At 74.7% G+C, this 21553-nt stretch carries 23 protein-coding genes; 6 read left to right on the top strand and 17 right to left on the bottom strand.

Features of this window, described 5'->3' with window-relative positions:
• Positions 1 to 23: 23 nt before the first annotated feature.
• From fabG to ACI782_RS18650, 9 genes are all read right to left on the bottom strand, one after another.
• The gene (gene fabG, locus ACI782_RS18690) at positions 24 to 794 is read right to left on the bottom strand and encodes a 3-oxoacyl-ACP reductase FabG (RefSeq protein ID WP_456911579.1); all 771 of its coding nucleotides are present in this window, start codon (positions 792 to 794) and stop codon (positions 24 to 26) included.
• A 112-nt stretch (positions 795 to 906) separates the two neighbouring features.
• Entirely contained in the window at positions 907 to 1326 is a 420-nt protein-coding gene (locus ACI782_RS18685) for a DUF350 domain-containing protein (RefSeq protein WP_456911578.1), read from the bottom strand.
• 96 nt (positions 1327 to 1422) lie between these two features.
• Positions 1423 to 1827: an AAA family ATPase gene (locus tag ACI782_RS18680; protein WP_456911577.1), complete on the bottom strand. Its 405-nt coding sequence runs from the start codon at positions 1825 to 1827 to the stop codon at positions 1423 to 1425.
• A 135-nt stretch (positions 1828 to 1962) separates the two neighbouring features.
• Positions 1963 to 2226, bottom strand: a complete 264-nt coding sequence (locus tag ACI782_RS18675) for a hypothetical protein (RefSeq protein ID WP_456911576.1) — start codon at positions 2224 to 2226, stop codon at positions 1963 to 1965.
• 90 nt (positions 2227 to 2316) lie between these two features.
• Positions 2317 to 3726 carry an AI-2E family transporter gene (locus ACI782_RS18670; protein ID WP_456911575.1) on the bottom strand — a complete coding sequence of 470 codons (1410 nt, stop codon included), beginning with the start codon at positions 3724 to 3726 and terminating at the stop codon, positions 2317 to 2319.
• A gap of 303 nt (positions 3727 to 4029) precedes the next feature.
• Positions 4030 to 4725, bottom strand: a complete 696-nt coding sequence (locus ACI782_RS18665; protein ID WP_456911574.1) for a dienelactone hydrolase family protein — start codon at positions 4723 to 4725, stop codon at positions 4030 to 4032.
• Positions 4726 to 4813: 88 nt separating this feature from the next.
• Positions 4814 to 5359, bottom strand: a complete 546-nt coding sequence (locus ACI782_RS18660; RefSeq protein WP_456911573.1) for a hypothetical protein — start codon at positions 5357 to 5359, stop codon at positions 4814 to 4816.
• Positions 5360 to 5436: 77 nt separating this feature from the next.
• Positions 5437 to 6000 carry a hypothetical protein gene (locus tag ACI782_RS18655; protein ID WP_456911572.1) on the bottom strand — a complete coding sequence of 188 codons (564 nt, stop codon included), beginning with the start codon at positions 5998 to 6000 and terminating at the stop codon, positions 5437 to 5439.
• A gap of 31 nt (positions 6001 to 6031) precedes the next feature.
• On the bottom strand, positions 6032 to 6499 hold the full coding sequence (locus ACI782_RS18650; RefSeq protein ID WP_456911571.1) for a PPOX class F420-dependent oxidoreductase: 468 nt from the start codon (positions 6497 to 6499) through the stop codon (positions 6032 to 6034).
• Between the two features lie 98 nt (positions 6500 to 6597).
• On the opposite strand from ACI782_RS18650, the gene ACI782_RS18645 reads away from it, so the two are divergent.
• Both ACI782_RS18645 and ACI782_RS18640 read left to right on the top strand, forming a co-directional pair.
• Positions 6598 to 7932 carry an AI-2E family transporter gene (locus tag ACI782_RS18645; RefSeq protein ID WP_456911570.1) on the top strand — a complete coding sequence of 445 codons (1335 nt, stop codon included), beginning with the start codon at positions 6598 to 6600 and terminating at the stop codon, positions 7930 to 7932.
• Between the two features lie 69 nt (positions 7933 to 8001).
• Positions 8002 to 8952: a proteasome assembly chaperone family protein gene (locus tag ACI782_RS18640; protein WP_456911569.1), complete on the top strand. Its 951-nt coding sequence runs from the start codon at positions 8002 to 8004 to the stop codon at positions 8950 to 8952.
• A 145-nt stretch (positions 8953 to 9097) separates the two neighbouring features.
• On the opposite strand, the gene purU is transcribed toward ACI782_RS18640, so the two are convergent.
• The 5 genes from purU to ACI782_RS18615 all read right to left on the bottom strand — a co-directional run bounded on the left by purU (position 9098) and on the right by ACI782_RS18615 (position 14213).
• Positions 9098 to 9994: a formyltetrahydrofolate deformylase gene (purU, locus tag ACI782_RS18635; protein WP_456911568.1), complete on the bottom strand. Its 897-nt coding sequence runs from the start codon at positions 9992 to 9994 to the stop codon at positions 9098 to 9100.
• A gap of 75 nt (positions 9995 to 10069) precedes the next feature.
• Positions 10070 to 10990, bottom strand: coding sequence for a non-homologous end-joining DNA ligase (ligD, locus tag ACI782_RS18630; protein ID WP_456911567.1), 921 nt, complete (start codon positions 10988 to 10990; stop codon positions 10070 to 10072).
• A 25-nt stretch (positions 10991 to 11015) separates the two neighbouring features.
• Positions 11016 to 12476 carry a non-homologous end-joining DNA ligase gene (gene ligD, locus ACI782_RS18625; RefSeq protein WP_456911566.1) on the bottom strand — a complete coding sequence of 487 codons (1461 nt, stop codon included), beginning with the start codon at positions 12474 to 12476 and terminating at the stop codon, positions 11016 to 11018.
• 1 nt (position 12477) lies between these two features.
• On the bottom strand, positions 12478 to 13515 hold the full coding sequence (gene ku, locus ACI782_RS18620; protein WP_456911565.1) for a non-homologous end joining protein Ku: 1038 nt from the start codon (positions 13513 to 13515) through the stop codon (positions 12478 to 12480).
• Between the two features lie 131 nt (positions 13516 to 13646).
• Positions 13647 to 14213: a DUF1360 domain-containing protein gene (locus tag ACI782_RS18615; RefSeq protein WP_456911564.1), complete on the bottom strand. Its 567-nt coding sequence runs from the start codon at positions 14211 to 14213 to the stop codon at positions 13647 to 13649.
• A gap of 206 nt (positions 14214 to 14419) precedes the next feature.
• Here ACI782_RS18615 and ACI782_RS18610 point away from each other — a divergent pair, with 206 nt between their 5' ends.
• Together ACI782_RS18610 and ACI782_RS18605 are read left to right on the top strand one after the other, a co-directional pair.
• Positions 14420 to 14833, top strand: coding sequence for a hypothetical protein (locus ACI782_RS18610; protein ID WP_456911563.1), 414 nt, complete (start codon positions 14420 to 14422; stop codon positions 14831 to 14833).
• A gap of 250 nt (positions 14834 to 15083) precedes the next feature.
• Positions 15084 to 15482: an STAS domain-containing protein gene (locus ACI782_RS18605; protein ID WP_456911562.1), complete on the top strand. Its 399-nt coding sequence runs from the start codon at positions 15084 to 15086 to the stop codon at positions 15480 to 15482.
• A gap of 75 nt (positions 15483 to 15557) precedes the next feature.
• Here the strand turns inward: ACI782_RS18605 and ACI782_RS18600 are convergent, their stop codons facing one another.
• Together ACI782_RS18600 and ACI782_RS18595 are read right to left on the bottom strand one after the other, a co-directional pair.
• A complete protein-coding gene (locus ACI782_RS18600) occupies positions 15558 to 16580 on the bottom strand; it encodes a DNA topoisomerase IB (RefSeq protein ID WP_456911561.1) in 1023 nt (340 codons plus the stop codon).
• 57 nt (positions 16581 to 16637) lie between these two features.
• Positions 16638 to 18482 (bottom strand): SpoIIE family protein phosphatase, encoded by a 1845-nt coding sequence (locus tag ACI782_RS18595; RefSeq protein ID WP_456911560.1) that lies wholly within the window; start codon positions 18480 to 18482, stop codon positions 16638 to 16640.
• Between the two features lie 225 nt (positions 18483 to 18707).
• Between ACI782_RS18595 and ACI782_RS18590 the strand changes: the two genes are divergently transcribed.
• A complete protein-coding gene (locus ACI782_RS18590; RefSeq protein WP_456911559.1) occupies positions 18708 to 19205 on the top strand; it encodes an ATP-binding protein in 498 nt (165 codons plus the stop codon).
• Positions 19202 to 20152 carry an RNA polymerase sigma factor SigF gene (locus ACI782_RS18585; RefSeq protein ID WP_456911558.1) on the top strand — a complete coding sequence of 317 codons (951 nt, stop codon included), beginning with the start codon at positions 19202 to 19204 and terminating at the stop codon, positions 20150 to 20152. The genes ACI782_RS18590 and ACI782_RS18585 overlap by 4 nt, the downstream gene beginning before the upstream one ends.
• 179 nt (positions 20153 to 20331) lie before the next feature.
• Here the strand turns inward: ACI782_RS18585 and ACI782_RS18580 are convergent, their stop codons facing one another.
• Positions 20332 to 21549 carry an SPFH domain-containing protein gene (locus ACI782_RS18580; RefSeq protein WP_456911557.1) on the bottom strand — a complete coding sequence of 406 codons (1218 nt, stop codon included), beginning with the start codon at positions 21547 to 21549 and terminating at the stop codon, positions 20332 to 20334.
• Positions 21550 to 21553: the final 4 nt, after the last annotated feature.

Below are 21553 nucleotides of genomic sequence, written 5' to 3'. Positions count from 1 at the left end.
GGTGAGGAGGACGGGGTCCTCCTTCAGGCCCGGGGACCGCCCGCGGCGTAGACGACCTGCCCGGAGACGAAGCCGGCGCCCTCGCTGACCAGGAAGGACACGAGGTGCGCGATGTCCTCCGGCTGGCCCACCCGCTGCACCGGGATCTCCTTGGCCGCGGCGGCGATGAAGTCCTCGAACGGGACGCCGATCCGCTCGGCGGTCGCCTTGGTCATCTCGGTCTGGATGAACCCGGGCGCGATCGCGTTGGCGGTGACGCCGAACTTGCCCAGCTCGATGGCCAGGGTCTTGGTGAAGCCCTGCAGGCCGGCCTTGGCCGTCGAGTAGTTGGCCTGGCCGCGGTTGCCCAGCGCCGAGACGCTGGACAGGTTGACGATCCGGCCCCACTTGGCCTCGATCATGTGCTTCTGCACCGCGCGCGACATGAGGAAGGCGCCCCGCAGGTGCACGTTCATGACGACGTCCCAGTCGACCTCGGTCATCTTGAACAGCAGGTTGTCGCGGGTGACGCCGGCGTTGTTCACCAGCACGGTCGGCGCACCCAGCTCCGCGGCGACCCGCGCGACCGCGGCCTCGACCTGCTCGGCGTCGCTGACGTCGGCGCCCACCGCCAGCGCCCGGCCACCGGCGGCCTCGATCGCCTGCACGGTGTCCTTGCCGGCGGACTCCTCCAGGTCGAGCACGCCCACCGCGAACCCGTCCTGCGCCAGCCGCAGAGCGGTCGCCGCGCCGATACCGCGGGCCGCCCCGGTCACGATGGCCACGCGGGCCCCCGTGCTGCTCGTCTCGCTCATCCCGATCCCCTTCGATGTCTGGCGCCGTCCGGCTGCCCGGGGACACGGTACGGCGGCCGGTCGCGGGACCTACCGACCGGTAGCCCCCGGCGGGTCGCGGCGGCCCCGGGGATCAGGGCCAGATGCTCGCGACGACGGTCGCGGCGACCGCGAGCTGGACGGCGCCCAGCACGATGCTGGCCGGGTGGAACGGCACCTCGGTGACGTGCGCGCCGAGCTTGCCGGGGGTGATCAGGTCGAGCACGAGGAACGCGACGGCCTGCAGCAGGACGCCCAGCACGCCGAAGACCACGGTCCACAGCAGCGCCTCGCCGAAGCCGCTGGTGGCGTTGGTCCAGATGGCGGCGAAGACGACCGCGCCCTGGCCCAGGTAGCCCGTGGCCAGCACCAGGCCGGCGTTGACCGACCGCTCCTCGTGGATGTGCCGGCCCAGCCGGCCGGGGGTGAGCAGGTCGAGGACGACGAAACCGAGGGTCAGCAGCGCGATGCCGACCGCGGTGTAGGCGACGGCGTAACCGATGCTGGCCAGCACGGCGGACCTCCGACGGGTCGAGGGGACGGGCGGGACAAGTCCTACCGCACCGGGGACCCGGTCCCGGCACCGGCGTGCCGCACCCCCGTCGGCCGGTCAGCCGGGTCGGACGACGTCGACCCGGTCGAACCCCTCCGCGATCGTCGGCGGGACGAACCGCGCGGCCGTGCCGTACAGGCCGGCGAGGGGCACCCGGGCGCGGCCCTCGCGGGCGTCGTTGCGGAGCACGCAGGTGGGCACCGGGGTGTCCAGCCACACCGCGCGGACCGGGACGCCGGCCGCCCGGGCCGCGAGGACGAGCGGCGCGCGGTCCTCGACGGTCGGGCTGGTGTTGTCGACGACGACGCTGCGCCCGGCGGCGAGCAGCTCGGCGACCACCCGCTGCTGCCGGGCCTCGCGGCGGCGGGCGTTGGGCCAGTGGTCCTTGCTCACCACCGTGTGGGTGGCGGCGAGGTGCTCCCCGACCCAGGTGGACTTGCCGCTGCCCTGCAGCCCGGCCATGACCACCAGCTCCTGGCCGGGGGCCTCACTCAGGCGGTGCTCCTCGGCCCGGCCTCGCCCGCGTGTTCCCGGGCCCTGATGGCCCTGTCCCGAGGCTCGCCGCGAGCCTGCGAGCGGTGAGGAGGCCGGGGCCTCTCACGCGGTCTGCCTCAGCGGCGTCACCTCGGCGTCGTCGTCCACTGCCCGGCGCGGCGCCGGGTGCTCCACCAGCGCCAGCACCCGCCCGGCCATGAACCGCGCGGTGCGGATGGGCGTGCCGCCGCGCGTGGTCTCGGTGACCTCCACCAGCCCCCGGCCGTGGGTCACGTCCACCCGCCGCCCGGCGCGGGTGGCCTCGATGTCGTAGGTGCGGGTCGTGCCGCCGGCGTCGATCACGACCTCTACGCGGTCGCCCTTCATCTGTTCCTCCGAAGACGTTCCGCCGGGCGCGGTGCCCGACACGGTGACAACGTCCTCCAGGGGTGTGACATTCCGGGTTGACCTGCGCGTTCAGCCCTCGACGCGGCCCTGCGACCCGTCTGCGCCCTCGGTCTCCGGCGCCGGCGGAACCGCGTCCGGGCCGGCGTGGCGCCGGCCCGGCAGGTGCGGGTGCAGGGCCCGCACCGACGCGATCGCCGCCCGCCGCGCGTTGGCCCGCTGCCGGGCGCGGCTGGTCCGGGGCGCCCGCGGCTCCTCGCGCAGCAGCGCGTCCAGCCAGTGCCCGCGCGGGTCGACGTCCACGAGCATCGCCTTGACCAGCAGAGTCAGCGGGATCGCCAGCAGCGCCCCCAGCGCGCCGAGCACCCAGCCCCAGAACAGCAGGGCGACGAAGGTGACCGTCATCGACAGCCCGACGGAGTCACCGACGAACCGCGGCTGGATGAGCGTCTGGACGACGAAGTTGAGCAGTGCGTAGACCGCGACGACCACCCAGAACTCCGTCCAGCCGCCGGCCAGCAGGCCGAGGATGGCCGGCGGCACCAGCCCGAGGACGAAGCCGATGTTGGGCACGTAGTTGGTGATGAACGACAGCAGACCCCAGACCACCGGCAACGGGATGCCGATGATCGCCAGCGCGATCGCGTCGCCGATCGCGACGATCCCCCCGAACACCGTGCTGACCCACAGGTAGCTGCGGGTGCCGCGGGCGAACAGCCCGAGCGCGATCGGCAGGTGCGGGCGCTCGGCAGCGACCTGGGCCAGCCGCCGGCCGAACCCGCCGGACTCGATCGCCAGGAACACCAGCGCCGCCAGCAGCAGGACCAGCGTGGAGGCGGCGTCGGTGGCCCGGGTGAGCACGCCGGTGGCGACCCCGACCAGCTGGCTGTAGTCGAACTGGGAGATGAGGTCGGAGAGCTGGCCGGAGACGATCCCCCGGTCGTTGAGATCGGCCACCACCGAGGCCAGCAGCGCCTCGGCGGAGTCGGCGTAGTCGGGCAGCAGCGCGGCGAACTGGGCTATCGAGACGACCAGCAGCGCGACGAAGGCCAGCAGGATCGTCCAGACGAGCACCAGGAGCACCGTGGCGCTGGCCCAGCGCGGCCAGCCGTGCCGCTGCAGGAACCGCTGCACGGGCATGAGCGCGATGACGACGACCAGCGCCAGCAGCACCGGGCCGACCAGCCAGGCGATCTCCCGGACGCCGGCGATGGCGATGGTGGCCGCGGCCGCCCCGCCCACCAGGACCAGCCAGCGTGGCAGCCCGCCGGGCGACGGGTCGGGGAGCTCGGCGGGGACCTGGTGCGCCGCGCCGTGGCTCGCCTCGGCCGCCCGCGCCGCGGCCACCGTGGCCTCCTCGACGTCGGCGGCCTGCACCTCGGCGGCCTGCACCTCGGCGGCCTCAGCCGGGGTCAGGGCACTGGCGCCCCCGGGCTCCGGGACCTCCGCCCCGGTGCCCGACAGCCCTTGCTGCGCGACCATGTTCCGCGTCCCGCCGGCTCAGGCCGCGGCGACGGGCGCGGGCCCGCCGGACGTCTCGACGTCGACCATCTGTCCTCCGCCTTCCCCCACGCGGCGCCGCGGTACCCGCGCACCAGCCTGGCATGCCTGACCGGCGAGGTCGGGAACGCGCACCGTCGAGCAACGCGGCCATCGCTGGCAGGTCGGAGGACGCGGCGAGGACGAGCAGCGTGTCGCCCGTCCGCTCACCCCGGCCAGCCTAGGAGGTGGCGGCGGCCGCTCGAGACGGCGAGCCGGCGCTCGCTGAAGCTCCCGCCGCTGTCCTCAGGTGGTCGCGACCCGGTCGGTCAGCGTGAGCACCCGGCGCCAGACGTCGGCGCAGGCGTCGGCCCAGTCGCCGTACGCGCGGTCGAAGAACGAGTGCGGTGCGCCGTCGTAGACCGCGGTCTCGACCTCCGCCCCGCCGGCGCGCATCCGCTCGGCGAGCGCGAGTTGGTCCTCGACCGGGGTGGCCTGGTCCGCGCCGGCGATCACCATGAGCGTCGGGCGGGTGGCCGCGACGTCGCCGACCATGGCCGGCCGGCCGTAGAAGCCGACGCACGCGGCCACGTCCAGGTCCCCGCCGGCCAGCCGCCACGCGTGGCTGCCGCCGAAGCAGAACCCGACGGTCACCACCGGCAGGTCGGGTCGGGTGCGCTCGCGCAGGTACGCGATCGCGGCGGCGACGTCGGCGTCCACCCCCTCCGGGGTGGTCTGCGGGATGTGCGTCTGCCAGTCGAAGTCCTGCTCCCGCGTGCCCGTCTGCGGCAGCTCGGCCGTCCGCCCGAAGTAGTCGATCGCCACCGCGGAGAGCCCGGCCTCGGCGAACCGCTCGGCCAGGGCCACGTAGTACGGGTGCAGGCCGCGGATGTCGGGCAGGAGCACGACCCCCACCCGGGCGGGCTCCGCGGGCGCGGCGTGCGCCGCGGCGAACTCGGTGCCGTCACCAGCGGTGAGCGTCAGCGTGCCGCGCTCGGCCACGTCGCCGCTCCTCGGCGGCGGGGGCGGGCGGCTGTCGGTGTCGTGGCACATGCACCGTTCCTACCTGCGCCGACGCCCCGGCGCCCGCTCAGGTGTCGGCGGACTCGTCGGCGGCGCCCGCGTGCCCGCCGAACACGCTCGCGGCGACCTCGCGCCGGACGTCGGCCAGCCAGTGGTGCTGCTTGTCGGCCTGCTCGATCAGCCGGTGGAACAGCTCCCCGTCGATCCGGTCGTCGGTCTCCCCCAGCGCGCGGAGGGTCTCGAACCCGGCCCGCTTGGCCAGCACCGCGGTGGCGATGAACTCGAACTCGACCAGGTCCGACAGCGGCGACCGGGAGAGCAGGTGGCCGTTGAGCTTGAGGCGGGTGAGCTTCTCCCCCACCCAGGTCGCCACCTGCTTGTACTGGCGCACCGGCAGGCCGAGGGACTGCATCGTGGTGCGCAGCGCGGACCGCTCCTCCTGCAGCTCGCCCAGCAGCTCGGTCAGCCGGGTCTCGTACGCGCTGCCCCGGTGCCGGCCGAGCATGCGGCGGACCAGCTCGATGCCACCGGTGGCGGCGGCGAGGTGGTCGTTGGTGTAGACGGTGAGCAGCTCGGCGTTGCGGAGCCCGGCGGGCGCGGACGGCTCGGACACGGTTCTCCCAGGGGGCGCGGGACGGGCGAGGGTGTCCCATTCTCACCACCCCGCTGATCACCGCGCGCGACGACGGCTCAGCCGGCCGCCCGGACCAGCAGCCGGGCGGCGGTCGGGCGCAGCTCCCGCTCCAGCTCCCACAACCCGGCGGCCAGCCGCTGCCCGACCGCCTGGCGGGAGATGCCGAGGGCCGCGGCGGCCTGGGCCTGGGAGCGCCCGGCGCCGACCAGCTCGATCGCCTCCCACGCCGGGGCGCTGCGCCGCTGCACGAGGGCGGCGAGCGCGCTGAGCACCGCCTGCGCGTCGCCGGCGTCGGGCGGCACCATCCCCCGCACGGCCAGGCGGGCGCTGCGCTGCCGGGCCGCGTCCACCGCCCGGCGGGCGCCGAGCACGGCGGGCGCACCGGTCCGCAGGCCGTCGGGCAGCGGCCCGGCACCCACGCCGACGTCCCAGCCGCCCTCCCGGACCAGGCCGAGGACCACGTCCACGACGGCGTCGGGGTCGGCCAGGACGGCGGACAGCTCGGCGTCGGCGGTGCGCTCGAAGGGCTGCACCACCGGCACGGTCCCGGCGAGGCGGGCGAGGGCTTCGGCGACCCGGTCCCCGCCGTCCCGCCGCGCGATGGTCACGACGAACGGCACCGGGCGAGCCTGGCAGCTCGACCGCCGGGGCTCACATCCGGGCGGCGACCTCGGCCGGGAAGCCGCCGGTCGCGACCGGCCCCCACCGCTCGACGGTGATGCGCAGCAGCGACTTGCCCTGCCGGGTCATCGCGGCGCGGTACTCGTCCCAGTCCGGGTGCTCGCCGCTGATGGCGCGGTAGTAGTCGACCAGCGGCTCGAGGGCCTCCGGGAGGTCCAGCACCTCGGCCCGGCCGTCGACCTGCACCCACGGACCGTCCCAGTCGTCGGAGAGCACGCACAGCGACACGGCGGGGTCGCGGCGGGCGTTGGCCACCTTCGCCCGCTGCGGGTAGGTGGAGACGACGACCCGGCCCTCGCCGTCCAGGCCGCAGGTGACCGGTGAGAGCTGCACGCCCCCACCGCTGCGGCGGGTGAGCAGCACGGCCTTGTGGCGGGGACGCAGGAACTCCTCGAGCGCCGTCCGGTCGACCCGGTCGGTTGTCGCGGTCTTCGGCATGGCGCCGACGCTACGAGGTGCGCGTCGTGATCGTTCCGGCAACTCGTGATCGTTTCCGCGCGGCCCGGAACGGACATCCACGTGTTGTGATCTCGCGCATGAGACTCCGAGGGTCCGACCGCTCCGCCTCCGCCGAGGCGGAGGCGGAGGCGCCGGCGCAGGTCGAGGGACGCGAGCACGTCGCCCACCCCGACGAGGCCGCCGTCACCGCCGCCCCGGCGCCGTCGTCCGAGCGGGGTCCCCGGCTGCGCCGGGCGACCCGGAACCTCGCGATCGCCTCGGCCCAGCTGCTGCTCATCACCGGCGCGATCGTCGTCCTCGGGTGGGTGCTCGGCCGGCTCTGGGTGATCCTGCTGCCGATCGTGCTGGGCCTGCTGTTCGCCACGGTGCTGTGGCCGCCGACGCGGTTCCTGCGCCGGCACCGCTGGCCGCCGGCGCTGGCCGCGACCGTCGCCCTGCTCGGCTTCCTCGCGGTCATCGGCGGGCTCGTCGCGGTGATCGCGCCGCAGGTCGCCGACCAGGTCGGCGAGCTGGCCGACCAGACCGCCGTCGGGCTGCAGCAGGTGCAGGCCTGGCTGCAGGGCCCGCCGTTCAACATCGGCCAGGACCAGATCGGGCAGGCCGTCGACAACGCCATCAACTCGCTGCAGGACAACGCGCAGAACATCGCCGGGTACGCGCTGACCGGCGCCTCGGCGGTCGGGAACGGGCTGATCAACCTCGTGCTGGCGCTGGTGCTGGCGTTCTTCTTCGTCAAGGACGGCCCGCGCTGGGTGCCCTGGTTGGCCGCCCAGACCGGGCCGAAGGTCGCGCCGCACGTGGCTGCGCTCTCGCACAAGACCTGGAGCACGCTCTCGGAGTTCATCAAGCAGCAGGCGCTGGTCGGCTTCGTCGACGCCTTCTTCATCGGCCTGGGGCTGTGGATCCTCGACGTCCCGCTGGTGCTGCCGCTGGCGGTGCTGACCTTCTTCGGCGCGTTCATCCCGATCATCGGTGCCTTCGTCGCCGGGGCGTTCGCCGTGCTGATCGCCCTGGTCGACGAGGGCTTCACCGTGGCGCTCATCGTGTTCGGGATCGTGCTGCTGGTGCAGCAGATCGAGGGCAACGTGCTGCAGCCGATCATCCAGGGCCGTGGGTTCAACCTGCACGCGGCCGTGGTGATCCTCGCGGTCACCGCGGGTGGCAGCCTGGCCGGCATCACCGGCGCGTTCCTCGGGGTCCCCGTGGCCGCCCTGATCGCCGTCGTCTACCGGTACGTCCGCGACGAGCTCGACGGGCGCTCCCCGGACGTGACCGACGACGGCACCCGGCCGGAGATCCGCGGCGACGAGACCGGCGCGGAGGTCACGCGGGAGCAGGTGGCCCCGCCGGCTCCCGACGGCAGCGGCCGGCCGTCGCAGCAGGGGCTCGGGGACGGCAGCTCGGGCGGGTGAACCGGGAATGCCCGCCGCCCGCGGCGGGCTGATCACCGACAGGACCCGACCGGCGAGGAGGCACCACCCGTGGCGCAGCGACCGGAGGAGCTCGTCGAGCTGCTCCCCGAGGCCGAGCCGTTCCTCGCCCGCGAGGCCGAGGTGGCCGGGGCGGCGCACCGCCGCGGCCTGGTCCTCGTCCACGACCTCGCCGGTGAGTTCGACGCCGCGCACGCCGGCGCCCTGGCCGGCTCGCACCTGCTGGCCGGACTGCCGCACCAGCTCATCGCGCGCTTCGACGTCGACGCCCTGGTCGACTACCGCGCCCACCGGCCCCGGATGACCTTCAACGGGGACCGGTACGAGTCCTACACCGCCCCCGAGATCGCGCTGTACGCGGTGGAGGACGACGCCGGCGAGCCGTTCCTCCTGCTGCACGGCGCCGAGCCCGACTTCGCCTGGGAGCGGTTCGTGGCGGCGGTCGGCCGGCTGGTCGAGCGGCTGGGCGTGACGTCGGTGGTGGCGCTGCAGGCGATCCCGATGCCGGTGCCGCACACCCGCCCGGTGACGGTCACCGCGCACGCCACGCGGCGGCAGCTCATCGAGGCCTACCCCGTCTACTGGGGCGAGCTGCGCATCCCCGGCAGCGTCGCGGCGCTGCTGGAGCTGCGGCTGGGCGAGGCCGGCGTCGACGCGCTCGGCGTGGCCGCGCACGTGCCGCACTACCTGGCCCAGGCGACCTTCCCGGCCGCCTCGCTGACCCTGCTCGAGCACCTGTCCCGGCTCACTGGGCTGCACCTGCCGACCGAGACGCTGCGCGAGGCCGCGGAGACCCACCGCACCGAGGTCGACGAGCAGATCGGCCGCTCGCCGGAGAACACCGCCGTCGTCGCGGCGCTCGAGCAGCAGTACGACCAGTTCGCCGCCGCGCGGGAGAGCTCGGACCTGCTCAGCGACGCCGGCGAGGTGCCCAGCGGCGAGGAGATCGGCGCGGAGTTCGAGCGGTTCCTCGCCGAGCAGGAGCGCCGCCGGGGCGAGTGAGCCCCCGCCCCACGTCCCGACGACGGGCGGTCAGCCGCGGGACCGGACGACGCAGCGGCCTGACCTCACACGGTGCCCCTGGCGGAACTCCGCGCCGCGGTGCGCTCCTCACCCGTCCCTCGCTGCGGTGCTCCCGCGGCTGTCCTCACGCGAAGACGATGGTCCTGGCGCCGTCCACGATGACCCGGTCCTCGACGTGCCAGGTGACGGCCTGGGCGAGCACCTGGCGCTCCACGTACCGGCCGATCCGCCGCATGTCCTCCACCGTGGCGCGGTGGTCGACGCGGGCGACCTCCTGCTCGATGATCGGCCCGGCGTCCAGCTCCGGCGTCACGTAGTGCGCGGTGGCGCCGATGAGCTTGACGCCGCGGTCGTGCGCCGCCTGGTACGGGTTCGCCCCCACGAACGCCGGCAGGAAGCTGTGGTGGATGTTGATCAGCCGCTCCGGGAACCGGGCGCAGAAGTCCGCCGAGACGATCTGCATGTACCGGGCGAGGACGACCAGGTCGACGTCGCCGATGAGCTCCAGGGCGCGCGCCTCGGCCTCGGGCTTGGTGTCGGGCGTGACCGGCACGTGGTGGAAGGGCACGCCGTGCGCCCGCGCCACGGGCTCGAGGTCGGGGTGGTTGGAGACGACGGCGGCGATCTCCGCCCGCAGGTCGCCCGAGCCCACCCGGTAGAGCAGCTCCTGGAGGACGTGGTCGGTCGTGCTGACGAACACCGCGAGCCTCGGCCGGTACGAGGCCTCGGTCAGCCGCCAGGTGAACTGCCACTCGCGGCCCAGCAGCTCCAGGGCGCCCTCGAGCTGGTGGCGGCGGTGGGCCAGGTCGGCGAGGAAGAACTCCAGCCGCAGCGTGAAGGTGCCCCCGACCGGGTCGGAGGAGTGCTGCTGCGACTCGGTGATGTTGGCCCCGGCGTCGGCGAGCAGGCGGGACAGCACCGCGACGATGCCGGGCCGGTCGGGGCAGCGGACGACGAGGCGCCCGACGTCGGTCAGCCGGTCGTCACGGGGACCGAGGGAAGGCAGCTCAGCAACGGACACGGGAAGCGAGGATGCCAGGTCCGGGCGCGGATCCCGACGGCTCTCCCTCGAACGAGCGGGACGGTCGAACGCGGTTCAGGCCGGCGGCAGGACGGCGCGCTGCGCCCCGGCGATGTCGAACAGGTCGCCGTACTCCTCGACCCGGGCGAGCACGTCCTCGGTGCGGAACCGCAGCTCCCCCGGGTCGGCCCCGTCGAGCACCGCCTCCACCTCGTCCCAGCCGATCGGCGTGGACACCGTCGCGTCGGGGCGCGCCCGCAGCGAGTACGGCGCCACCGTCGTCTTGGCCGGGTTGTTCTGGCTCCAGTCGATGAGCACCTTGCCCGGCCGCAGGACCTTCTCCATCCGCCAGACCACCCGGTCGGGCGTCTCGGCGGCGAGCTCCCGCGCCAGCTCCTTCGCGTAGCGGCTGGGGTGCTCGCGGTCGGTCACCCGGATCGGCGCGTACACCTGCATCCCCTTCGACCCCGACGTCTTCACCACCGGGTCCAGGCCGTCGTCGACCAGCCGCTCGCGCAACCGCTCGGCGACCTCGCAGCACTCGAGGATGCCGGCGTCCGGACCGGGGTCGAGGTCGAGGACCAGCAGGTCGGGCAGGGTCGGCTGCAGCCGGCTGCCCACCTGCCACTGCGGCACGTGCAGCTCGATCGCGGCCAGGTTGGCCGCCCAGGCGAGGTCGGCGACGGTCTCGAGGACCACCATGTCGAGGGTCTCCCGGCCGCGGGAGCTGCCCGGGCTCGGGACGGTGACGCGGCGGACCCAGTCGGGCGCGTGCCGGGCGCTGTTCTTCTCGAAGAACGCCTGCCCCTCCACGCCGTCGGGCCAGCGGGTGAACGTGACCGGCCGGCCGGACAGGTGCGGCAACAGCGCCGGCGCGATCCGGACGTAGTAGTCGATCACCTGCGCCTTGGTGAAGGAGACCTCCGGGAAGAGCACCTTCTCCAGGTTGGACACGTGCAGCTGCCGCCCGTCCACGCGCACCAGCTGGCGACTCACGGGCACTCCTGTACCCGGCGCGCGCTCACCACTCCTCCACCACGTCCTCCGGCGCGAGGTCGTCGCGCAGCCCGCGCCAGGACGGGTGCCGCATCCGGCCGTCCGCCGTCCAGACGGCGAAGGCCACCTCGCCGACCAGGTCGGGCTCCACCCAGCGCGCGTCGCGGCTCACCTCGCGCGGGAGGTCGCCCGCGAAGGGGCTGGTCGAGCGCGGGGTGACCAGCTCCGCCAGGTCGCGCAGCGCCTGGGCGGTGAAGCCCGTGCCCACGTGGCCGGCGTACACGAACCGCCCCTCGTCGTCGTGCAGGCCCACCAGCAGCGAGCCCACGCCACCGGCCCGCCGGCCCTGCCCGGGCCGCCAGCCCCCGACGACGACGGCCTGGGTGCGGACGTTCTTGACCTTGCGCCAGTCCGGACCGCGCAGGCCCGGGCGGTAGGGCGAGTCCAGCCGCTTGGCGACCACGCCCTCCAGGCCGTTCTCCCGGCTGGCCGCCAGCACCGCCGCCCCGCCACCGCGGAACCACGGCGTGCCCACCCAGCACTGCCCGCCGATCCCGAGGGCGTCGAGCCGCTCCCGCCGCTGGGCGTAGGGCAGGTCCAGCAGGCGCTCGCCGTCCCACGCCAGCAGGTCGAAGACCAGGTACGTGACCGGCGCGGCCGCCGCGAGCCGGAGCACCTCGGGCCCGGTGCGGTGCATCCGCCCCTGCAGCGCGCCGAAGTCCGGCCGGCCCTGCTCGTCGAGCGCGACGACCTCGCCGTCGAGGACGGCGTCGTGCCCGACCAGCGCCGCGGGCAGCCGGCCCAGCTCGGGGTAGCGCACGGTGATCTCGGTTCCGCTGCGCGCCCACAGGGTCAGGGCGCCGTCCTGCACGACCGAGACGGCGCGGACGCCGTCCCACTTGAACTCGTAGCCCCACCGGGCGTCCTGCGCGGCCGGAGGGAGCTCGCCGAGGGTGGCCAGCATCGGCGACGGGACCTCGACCGGCGCCTCCGGCGGGGCCGGGTCGAGCTTGCGCACGTTCCAGGTGCCGTCGGCCAGCCGGAACAACACGTACCGGCCGCGCAGCCGCCGGCCGTCGAAGGCCACGGTGACGTGGTCGTCGGCCCACTTCTCGGTGGCGTACCGGCCGGCGTCCCAGATGCGCACCTCGCCGCCGCCGTACACGCCGGCGGCGATCGTCCCCTCGAAGGTCGCGTACTCCAGCGGGTGGTCCTCGGTCGGCACGGCCAGCCGGCTCGGACCGGCCGTGGTGGGCGGCCCCTTCGGCACCGCCCAGCTCTTGAGGACGCCGTCCCGCTCGAGCCGGAGGTCCCAGTGCACGCGCTCGCCGGTCCGGCGCGGGGTGTGGTGCTCCTGGACGACGAACGTGTCGCCGCTGCCGGCCGGCAGGGCGGCGCCCGCCGGCGGCACGGGCTCGGCGGTGCGGGCCGGGTCGCGCTTGGCGCGGTACTCGGCCAGCGGGTCCTCGCGCGGGCGCGCCGGCACGTCAGGCGCTGCGGCGGGCGCGCTTGGCCGGCTGCTTCTCCGCCGTCGCCTTCTTCGCGGCCGGGGCCTTCGTCGCCGCCGTCGCCTTCTTCGCGGCCGTGCTCTTCTTCGCCGCCGCGGGGGTCGCGGCAGCGGCGCTCCTGCGGGCCGGGGTCTTCCGGGCCGGCCGCTCCTCCGGCTCCTCGTCGCCGGCCGGGCGCGCGACGCGCTTGGCGGCGGTGGCCTTCTTCGCGGGAGCCCGCCGGGCCGGGGGCTCCTCGGCGGCTCCCCCGCGGGCCTGCTCGACGCTGCGGCGCAGGGCGCTCATCAGGTCGACCACCGCGGCGCCCGGATCCGCCGTCTCCGGCAGCGGCTGCACCTCGCCGCCGGTCTGCTTGGCCTCCAGCAGCGCGGCCATGGCCTCTCGGTAGTCGTCCGTGAACTCGGCGGGGTCGAAGTCCCCGGTCATCGAGGCGATGAGCGCCTCGGCCATCTGCAGTTCCTGGGGCCGGACGGCGATGTCCTCGTCGAGGAACGCGAAGTCCGGACGACGGATCTCGTCGGGCCAGCGCATCGTGTGCAGCACCATGACGCCCTCGCGCACGCGCAGCGCGGCCAGCGACTCGCGCTGCCGGATCGCGATCTTGGTGATCGCGACCTGCCCGGCGTTCTCCAGCGCGTCGCGCAGCAGCACGTACGGGCGGGTCGCCGACGCGTCGGGCTCGAGGTAGTAGGTCTTCTCGAAGTGGATCGGGTCGATCTCGTCCTGGGCGACGAACTCCAGCACCTCGATCTCCCGGCGGCTGGGCAGCGGCAGGTCCTCGAAGTCCTCGTCGGTGAGGACGACCAGCTGGCCGTCGGGGAGCTCGTAGCCCTTGGCGATGTCGGAGTACTCGACCTCCTCGCCGTCGATCGAGCAGACCCGCTTGTACTTGATCCGGCCGCCGTCGGTGGCGTGCACCTGGTTGAACCGGATGTCGTGGTCCTCGGTGGCGGTGTAGAGCTTCACGCCGATGCTCACCAGGCCGAAGGACACCGCACCGCGCCAGATCGACCGCATGCCGCTTCCTCCCGCGAGTCCCGTCCCACGACCGACGGGCGGGGAAGGCCGGGCGGTCCAAGATCACCAGGATAGGCGCGCCGCCCACGTCGTGGCAGGTCGAGCGGCCCGCTCCTCCTCCGTACGGGTGGCTACCGCCCGCCCTCGTCGTCGTCCCCGGTGACCCGCTCCTGGAGGGCGTCGTAGGCGAACTGGAGGACGTCGGAGCCGGCCACGGCGGTCATCGTCAGCGCCGCCAGCCGGGTGGCGTTGGGCGCCGCCACGTAGGCGAACACGAACCCGGTGGCGACCCACTGCGCCAGGCAGAACGGGCAGGTCAGCAGCTCCCCCACGGCGTGCTTCCAGCCACCGTGCTCGCGCACCTCCTCGGCCAGCTCGGCCTCGCCCGAGGCGCCGTTGAACTGGGCGAACGGCGCCCGCAGCGGGCTGGTGACCGGGTCCTTGGCGATCCGCCGGGCCAACCGGAACGTGCCGATGGTGAGCAGGACCGCGTCGCCCAGCGGGATGCGCGTGGGCAGCGGGCGGCCCGAGGCCCGGACGGCGGCCGCACCGGCGGCGACGGCGGTGCTGTAGACGCTCATCGCACCGAGGAAGCCCCCCAGCGGCCGGTCCTCCCCGCCCGCGTACGCGCGCTGCTGTCCGCGCGCCCACCGCCGGACCGGGGCACCGATCCGCTGCACCTCGTCTGCCATCGCCATGTCTGCCGCGCTACCCCGACCGTCCGGTGGCCATGCCCACAACCTCGACGTGCCGTCCGCCTCGCCGTGCCCACCGCCTCGCCGCGCCCGCGAGCGGGCTCACGCATGGCCGGGAGGCGGACGGGTAGGCGCACGGACAGACCGCGGCCGGACCGGCCGCCCCCGGGACGCGCCGACCGCGCTCCCCGCACAGGACGGAGGACCTGATGACCCAGCCGAGCGAGGGCCAGACCGCACGCGACGTCTTCCCCGAGGACGAGGGCGTCCCCGACGTCTCGCAGGACGACTCGCCCACCCAGGAACGGGCCGAGGACCCCCAGTTCGCCCCCGTGCCGCGCGACGACGCGGGCGCCAGCGTCGACTTCGGCACCACGGCCTTCGAGCAGTCCGAGGGCGAGTCACTGACCGGTCGGCTGGAGCGCGAGGTCCCCGACGTCCAGCCCGGTGTCCGGACGGCCGAGGACCCGACCCGCCCGGTCGGCCAACTGGAGCAGGACTACGACACCACGCCGGACTCAGACTCGGGGACCAACCGCACCGCCGACGACGTCGAGGCCAGCCTCGACGCCTCGGTGGGCGGGGAGAGCGCCGAGGAGAGCGCGGTCCACCTCATGGAGTGACCGCCCGGACGGGCGAGATCCCGCGCCCGGACGGCGACGGCCGTCCGGGCCGGTTGGCGCGCACGCGGCCCGTTGCATACCTTGGGCGGCGGCGGTTCAGCAGGCAGCCGCGGCCGTGCCGGGTCGATCCCCGGTACGGGTACGTTCGACGACGAGCGTGCTCGGGGGCCACGACACCGGGGGGCCGCTCAGCGGTAGATTGACCGGGCGGTCGTGCCGCCGGGTACTGCCGTTGAGAGGAGCTCAGCCCGTGACCACATCCGACCTGCCTGCCGAGGGGCAGCCCGACGTGTCGACCGAGGGCACGGACGCACCCTTCGACGACGTGATCACGCTCTCCACCTCCACCGGTGAGGACGGCGCGGTCACGGTGACGGTCGTCGGCGAAGTGGACACGTTCACGGCCCCGGTGCTCCGGTCGTCGCTCGACACCCAGCTCGAGCAGCAGCCCAGGGCGTTGGTCATCGACCTCTCCGGCGTCCAGTTCCTCGGCTCCGCCGGGCTGGCCGTCCTGGTCGAGACCCAGAAGTCGGCCCGCTCCCGCGACGTCGACCTGCGCCTCGTGGCCACCACGCGGGCGGTCACCCGGCCGCTGGAGGTCACCGGGCTGATCGACCTGTTCACCATCGTGGACGGCAGCTCCCGCTGACGTCCGTCCGGGACCACCCCGGACCAGACACGACTGAGGCCCCGCTCCGGCGGGGCCTCAGTCGTCTCCGCGGGATCAAGCGGTGAGCATCTGGCAGACCGCCTGCTCCAGCACCTTCTGCGCCGTCCGGTCGTCCGGCGCCGAGGCCGCCTCCTCGAGGGCGTCCGCGATCGTCTCCCCGCTCTGGAAGCGGTCCACGACCCGCGGGTCGACGTAGCTGGCCCTGCAGACCGCCGGCGTGTTCCCGAGGGTCTCCGAGACCCGCTCGTAGGCCTGCTTGACGACCCGCTTGCGCGCCGTCTTGTTCGCCGGCTGCGGCGTCTCGGCCAGGGCCGCGGCCATCAGCACCGTGGCGCTCCAGGTCCGGAAGTCCTTCGCGGTGATCTCCGCCTCGCTGACCTCCTTGAGGTAGGTGTTCACCTCCACGCTGTTGACGTCGTGCCAGACGCGGTCGGAGCCCGCCGGGTCCTCGACCCAGTAGCCGAGCAGCTCCTCCCCGGTGTCCTCTGGACGCTCGAGCAGCTCCCGGACGACGTCCGCGGTGGGCTCGTCGGTGACCTCCAGCTCCCGCTCGATCCCGCCCTTGGCCGTGTAGGAGAAGAACACCCGCTCGCCGCGCACCCGGACGTGGTCGCGCCGCAGCGTCGCCAGGCCGTAGGTGCCGTTGTCCTCGGCGTACTGCTCGCTGCCGACGCGGAAGGCGCCGAGGTCCAGCAGCCGGACGGCGGCGGCGAGCACCCGTTCCCGGGTCAGCCCGCTGCCGGTGACCGCGTCGACGACGGCGTCCCGGACGTCGGGCAGCTGGTGGGCGATCTCCAGCACCCGCTCGTGCTTCTCCGCGTCCCGGCGGGCCCGCCAGGCGTCGTGGTAGCGGTACTGCTTGCGACCGGCGGCGTCCACCCCGGTGGCCTGGATGTGCCCGTTGGGCCAGGGGCAGATCCAGACGTCCTTCCACGCCGGCGGGATGGCGAGGGCGCGGATCCGGTCCAGCCGCTCGTCCCGGATGAGCGACCCGTCGGTGTCGTAGTAGGCGAAGCCGCGGCCGGCGCCCCGGCGTCGGTACCCGGGGCCGTGCACGTCGCTGCGGCGGAGTCTCACGCGGGGTGGATGTGCACCGGGACCGTTCCTCAAACCGGCGGCGCGCCGGGATCCCCGTCAGTGCAGCTCGACCAGGCCGGCGAGGCCGCTGATCTCGAGGATGTGCCGGGTCACCCCGCCGTCTGGGGCGTCCACCACGAGCCGCCAGCCCTCGTCGGCGGCGATGCGCGCCATCGCGAGGACGACGCGCACCGCGGCGCTGCTGAACAGGGTCACCTCGCACAGGTCGAGCTCGACCTGGCCGGTGCCGCCGTGGCTGGCCTCCAGCAGCCGGATGCGCATCTGCTCCGCGCCGAGGATGTCGACCGCGCCCCCGACCCGCACCACGGGCCGTTCCGCCGCCCGGTCGACGACGACCTCCGCGGAACTGGCGCCGACGTGCCGCTCCTCCAGCTCCTCGGGGCTGCGCCGCAACCGCATGCTCAGCGTCACCGTCGTCCCGTGCTCGCCCTGCAGGACCACGCCGTCCACGAGCTGGCGCATGATCAGCAGGCCGCGGCCGCGGTCGCCGGGGTCCCGGTCCGGCGGCCGCCAGCGCCCCTCGTCGCGAACGGTCACCGTCAGCAGCCCGTCGACGTCGACACCCGCGGTGACGTACATGCGCCCCGGGGTCGTGCCGCGGTAGGCGTGCTCGGCGGCGTTCGCGCAGGCCTCCCCCACGGCGACCATGACACCGACGCGGTCCTGCTCCCCCATGCCCAGCCCGGCCAGCCACGCGGTCAGCCGGCGGCGCACCGCCGGCAGCGACGAGGGGACGGCGGGCAGGTCGAGGTCCAGCGGCTCCAGCGTCTCGGCCAGCCGGTGGGCGACCAGGACGGCGATGTCGTCGGGGCGCTCGCCGGGCGCCAGCAGGCTCTCGGCGATGGCCGCCGCGAGCGAGGCCGCACGCTCCGCATCGAGGGCCCCGGGCCCGGCGAGCACCTCGCGGGCGACCGCGCTCAGCCGGCTCAGCCCCTGGGCCGGCGGCGGGCCGGAGGCGGAGACCGCGCCGTCGGAGTAGAGCACCAGCGTCGCGCCCTGCGGGACCTGCGCGGTGGCGACGACGGTCGGCGTGCCCGGGAGGCTGCCCAGCGGCGGCCGCGGGGTCAACGGGAGGAAGGAGGCGGAGCCCTCCTCCTCGACGAGCAGCGGTGCAGGGTGCCCGGCCGCGGCATAGGTCAGCAGGCCGGTGGACGCCTCCAGCACGCCGTAGAACACCGAGGACCCCTCGACGTCCTCCATCTCGACGGCGAAGGCGTCCAGCGCCGCCACGACGGCCTCCGGGGACGGGTCGCGCAGCGCGACCGATCGCATGGCGCCGCGCAGCCGGCTCATCGCCCCGGCCGCGGGCACCCCGTGCCCGACGGCGTCCCCGATGACCAGCGCGACCCGGCCCCGGCCCAGCGGGACCGCGTCGTACCAGTCGCCGCCGGCCGCGCACACCGAGCTGGCCTGGTGGTAGCTGCCGGACAGTCGCAGGTCGGGCAGCAGCGGCAGCGCCGGCGGCAGCAGGGCGTGCTGCACCTGCTCGACGACCTCGGCCGCGGCGTCGGGCCGGCTCCCTGCCTCGTCGGCCTCGACGAGCAGCAGGACCCCGGGCCGCCCTGACACCCGCAGTGGCTGCAGGACGACGCTCGCCGGCGGCCCGTCCGACCCGAGGGAGCCGTGCACCGTCTCCGGGCGGCCGGAGCGCGCCACCACCGCGGCCAGGTCGGTGAGGTCGCGCCCGTCGAGCGACGGCAGGTCGTCGGTGCTCGTGCCGAGCTCGCGGGCCCGGGCGTTGGCCCAGACCGGCTCCATGGCGGGCCCGGCGAGGCAGTAGATCGCCGCGGGGGCGTCCTCCATGGCCGCGACCAGCACTGCGCCGCCCGCGTCCTCGACGGGACCGGACCCCGGCGGCGCGCTGTCCTGGGAGGTGTTCATCTGCGACCAGGGAACAACAGCCCCGGGACCCCGGCAACCGCGCTCCACCGCAGGCCACCGCGGGTTTGAGCCGCCCCACGAGGTGGGTAACCCGCCCCTTCGGGCGCACCGCCCGGGCCCGTGGCGCACCGGCATCGGCGCGCGGTCGGGCAGGATGGGAGCCGAGCCGGGCGGCCGGGGTCTCCGGCGCCGGTGCGAGAGCAGACGATGAGGAGCGGACGACGGATGGTGGACTCGAGGGGTGCCCTCGCGCACGACGGGCGGCGCGCCGAGCGACTGGAGCTGCGGGTGCCCACCACCCCGACCCAGCTGCCCGCGGTGCGGGCGATGGCCGGTGACCTGGCGATGCGGATGGACTACGACCTGGACGCCGTCGAGGACCTCCGCCTGGCGGTGGACGAGGCCTGCGCGACGCTCGCGTCGATCGTCAGCGGTGACCGTCGGCTGACCGTCGTCTTCGAGACGACCCGGGCCGGGCTGCACATCGACGCCTGGGTGCCGACGGCGGAGGGCACCGACGTCCCCCGGGACGGCTTCGGGTGGGCGGTCCTGCACACCCTCGTCGACAACGTGGAGGCCGGCCCCGCCACCCAGGCGACCGTGCCGGCCGGTGACGGCACTGCCGCCGCCGTCGCGGTGATCTCCATGGACAAGTACCTGCCGGGGCAGCACCCGGACCAGTCGCTCGGGAAGACGGGCCAGAACGTCTCGGTCGCGCGGTGACCCGGGGAGCCGCCGCGAAGCCCCAGACGGCCGAGGAGGACACCCTGCCCGACGACGACACCCCGACCACCCCGCACGGGACGGACGACGAGATCGCGTCCGACGAGCAGCCGGTCGTGGTGCCCGACCCCCGCCGCGAGACGGTGCCCGAAGCCGAGTCGGAGCCCGAGCCGACCCCGGCCTCGGACAACCGCCGCCGCGCCGAGCGCACCGCGCCGCTGTTCGCCGAGCTGGCCACGCTCGAGAAGGACGACCCGCGCCGCGAGCGGCTGCGCGAGATCCTGGTCGAGGAGCACCTGCCCCTGGTGCGGCACTTCGCCCGCCGGTTCAGCAACCGCGGCGAGCCGTTCGACGACCTGCTGCAGGTCGGCACGCTCGGCCTCATCGCGGCCATCGACCGGTTCGACCCGAACCGCGGGGTCGAGTTCCTGAGCTTCGCCGTCCCGACGATCACCGGCGAGATCAAGCGGCACTTCCGCGACCAGGGCTGGTCGGTGCGCGTGCCGCGGCGGCTGCAGGAGCTGCACCTGTCGCTCAACGCCGCCGTCGGCGAGCTGGCGCAGAAGAACGGGCGCGCGCCGACGCCCAGCGAGCTCGCCGAGCACCTGGGCATCCCCCGGGCCGAGGTGCTCGAGGGGCTGGCCGTCGCCAACGCCTACCGCAGCAGCTCGCTGGACGAACGGCTCTCCGGTGAGGACGACTCCCCCACGCTGGCGGCTACGCTCGGCGAGGAGGACGCCGCACTGGAGGGGGTGGAGTACCGGGAGTCGCTGCAGCCGCTGCTGGCCACCATCCCGGCCCGCGAGCGGCGGATCCTCATCCTGCGGTTCTTCGGCAACATGACCCAGTCGCAGATCGCCGCCGACATCGGCATCTCGCAGATGCACGTCTCGCGGCTGCTGAGCCAGACCCTCGCCAAGCTGCGCGAGGGCCTGCTCAAGGACTGAGAGAGGACCCCCTGCCCCCCACTCGCAGGCTCGCGGCGGGGCCCTGCAGGGGGGCCGGGCCCGCGATGGGGTCGAGGCGCCGGTCCCGGTCGGGACCGGTGCCCCCACGACCGGCCCACCGCGGCACGGGTGCCTCTCGCGCCCGTGCCGCGGCCTTGCCGGTCGGTGCCCCCGTCGTCTCAGGCCCGGGGCGGTTGGCCGTCGGAGGCGGAGGGGTCCTCGAGCGGAGCCCCGGTGGCCGCCTCCTCGGCGGCCCGGGCCAGGGACGGCGTCGGCGGCATCTCCGGCGTCGGCACCGCGGGCTCGGTGTCGGCGATGCTGGAGAGCTCGATCCGGGCCTCGGGCTGGTCGGCGGCGGCCGGCACGTGGGACTCGAACCAGTCGCTCGTGTCGATCTGCCGTCCGGCGCTCGCGCCGTTGGTCTCGCCCGACGGGGCGGGGACGTCGAGCCACGAGCGCCCCTCGTCCGCCCCGCCCATGCGGGCCAACCCCTCCAGCGCCTTGCTGAACTCGCTGGGCACGATCCACATCTTGTTGGCGTCGCCCTGCGCGATCTGCGGGAGGGTCTGCAGGTACTGGTAGGCGAGCAGACCCTGGTCGGGCTTGCCGTCGTGGATGGCCTGGAAGACCGTCTCGATCGACTTGGCCTGCCCCTGCGCCTGCAGGAACAGCGCCGCCCGCTCACCCTCGGCGCGCAGGATCCGGCTCTGCCGCTCGGCCTCCGCCTCGAGGATCGCCGCCTGCTTGCGCCCCTCGGCCGACAGGATCGCCGAGGCCTTCTCGCCCTCGGCCGTGGTGATCGCCGACTGCCGCGCGCCCTCGGCCTGCAGGATGATCGCCCGCTTGTCGCGGTCGGCGCGCATCTGCTTCTCCATGGAGTCGCGGATGGACGGCGGCGGGTCGATGGCCTTGATCTCGACGCGGGCCACGCGCAGGCCCCACGGGCCGGTGGTGCCGTCGAGCACCTCCCGGAGCTGGCTGTTGATGCCGTCGCGGCCGGTCAGCGCGCCCTCGAGGTTGAGCCCGCCGACGACGTTGCGCAGCGTCGTGGTGGTCAGCTGCTCCATGCCGGTGATGTAGTTCGCGATGCCGTAGACGGCCAGCCGCGGGTCGGTGACCTGGAAGTAGACGACGGTGTCGATGCCCACCTGCAGGTTGTCGGACGTGATGACCGGCTGCGGCGGGAAGGAGACGACCTGCTCACGCAGGTCGATGGTGGCGCGGACCCGGTCGATGAACGGCACGAGGATCGACAGGCCCGGCGAGAGCGTGCGGCTGTAGCGACCGAGGCGTTCGACGACCTTGGCCTGCGCCTGCGGGACGATCGTCACGCTCTTGGCGACCACGATGACCACCAGGACCGCGATGACGATCAAGGCGATGAGTGCGGGCTCCACGGAG

The sequence above is a fragment of the Geodermatophilus sp. SYSU D00703 genome, from assembly GCF_054050155.1.
The sequence above is the reverse complement of the archived record's forward strand: the minus strand, read 5'-3'. Positions and strand labels throughout refer to the sequence as shown.

Coding starts and splice junctions, on each gene's coding strand:
- ACI782_RS18590 (WP_456911559.1), top strand. CDS start 18,708: ATGGTGGACTCGAGGGGTGCCCTCGCGCACGACGGGCGGCGCGCCGAG.
- fabG (WP_456911579.1), bottom strand. CDS start 794: ATGAGCGAGACGAGCAGCACGGGGGCCCGCGTGGCCATCGTGACCGGG.
- ku (WP_456911565.1), bottom strand. CDS start 13,515: ATGCGGTCGATCTGGCGCGGTGCGGTGTCCTTCGGCCTGGTGAGCATC.
- ACI782_RS18650 (WP_456911571.1), bottom strand. CDS start 6,499: ATGCCGAAGACCGCGACAACCGACCGGGTCGACCGGACGGCGCTCGAG.
- ACI782_RS18675 (WP_456911576.1), bottom strand. CDS start 2,226: ATGAAGGGCGACCGCGTAGAGGTCGTGATCGACGCCGGCGGCACGACC.
- ACI782_RS18670 (WP_456911575.1), bottom strand. CDS start 3,726: ATGGTCGCGCAGCAAGGGCTGTCGGGCACCGGGGCGGAGGTCCCGGAG.
- ACI782_RS18680 (WP_456911577.1), bottom strand. CDS start 1,827: ATGGCCGGGCTGCAGGGCAGCGGCAAGTCCACCTGGGTCGGGGAGCAC.
- ACI782_RS18595 (WP_456911560.1), bottom strand. CDS start 18,482: ATGAACACCTCCCAGGACAGCGCGCCGCCGGGGTCCGGTCCCGTCGAG.
- ACI782_RS18645 (WP_456911570.1), top strand. CDS start 6,598: ATGAGACTCCGAGGGTCCGACCGCTCCGCCTCCGCCGAGGCGGAGGCG.
- ACI782_RS18610 (WP_456911563.1), top strand. CDS start 14,420: ATGACCCAGCCGAGCGAGGGCCAGACCGCACGCGACGTCTTCCCCGAG.
- ACI782_RS18615 (WP_456911564.1), bottom strand. CDS start 14,213: ATGGCGATGGCAGACGAGGTGCAGCGGATCGGTGCCCCGGTCCGGCGG.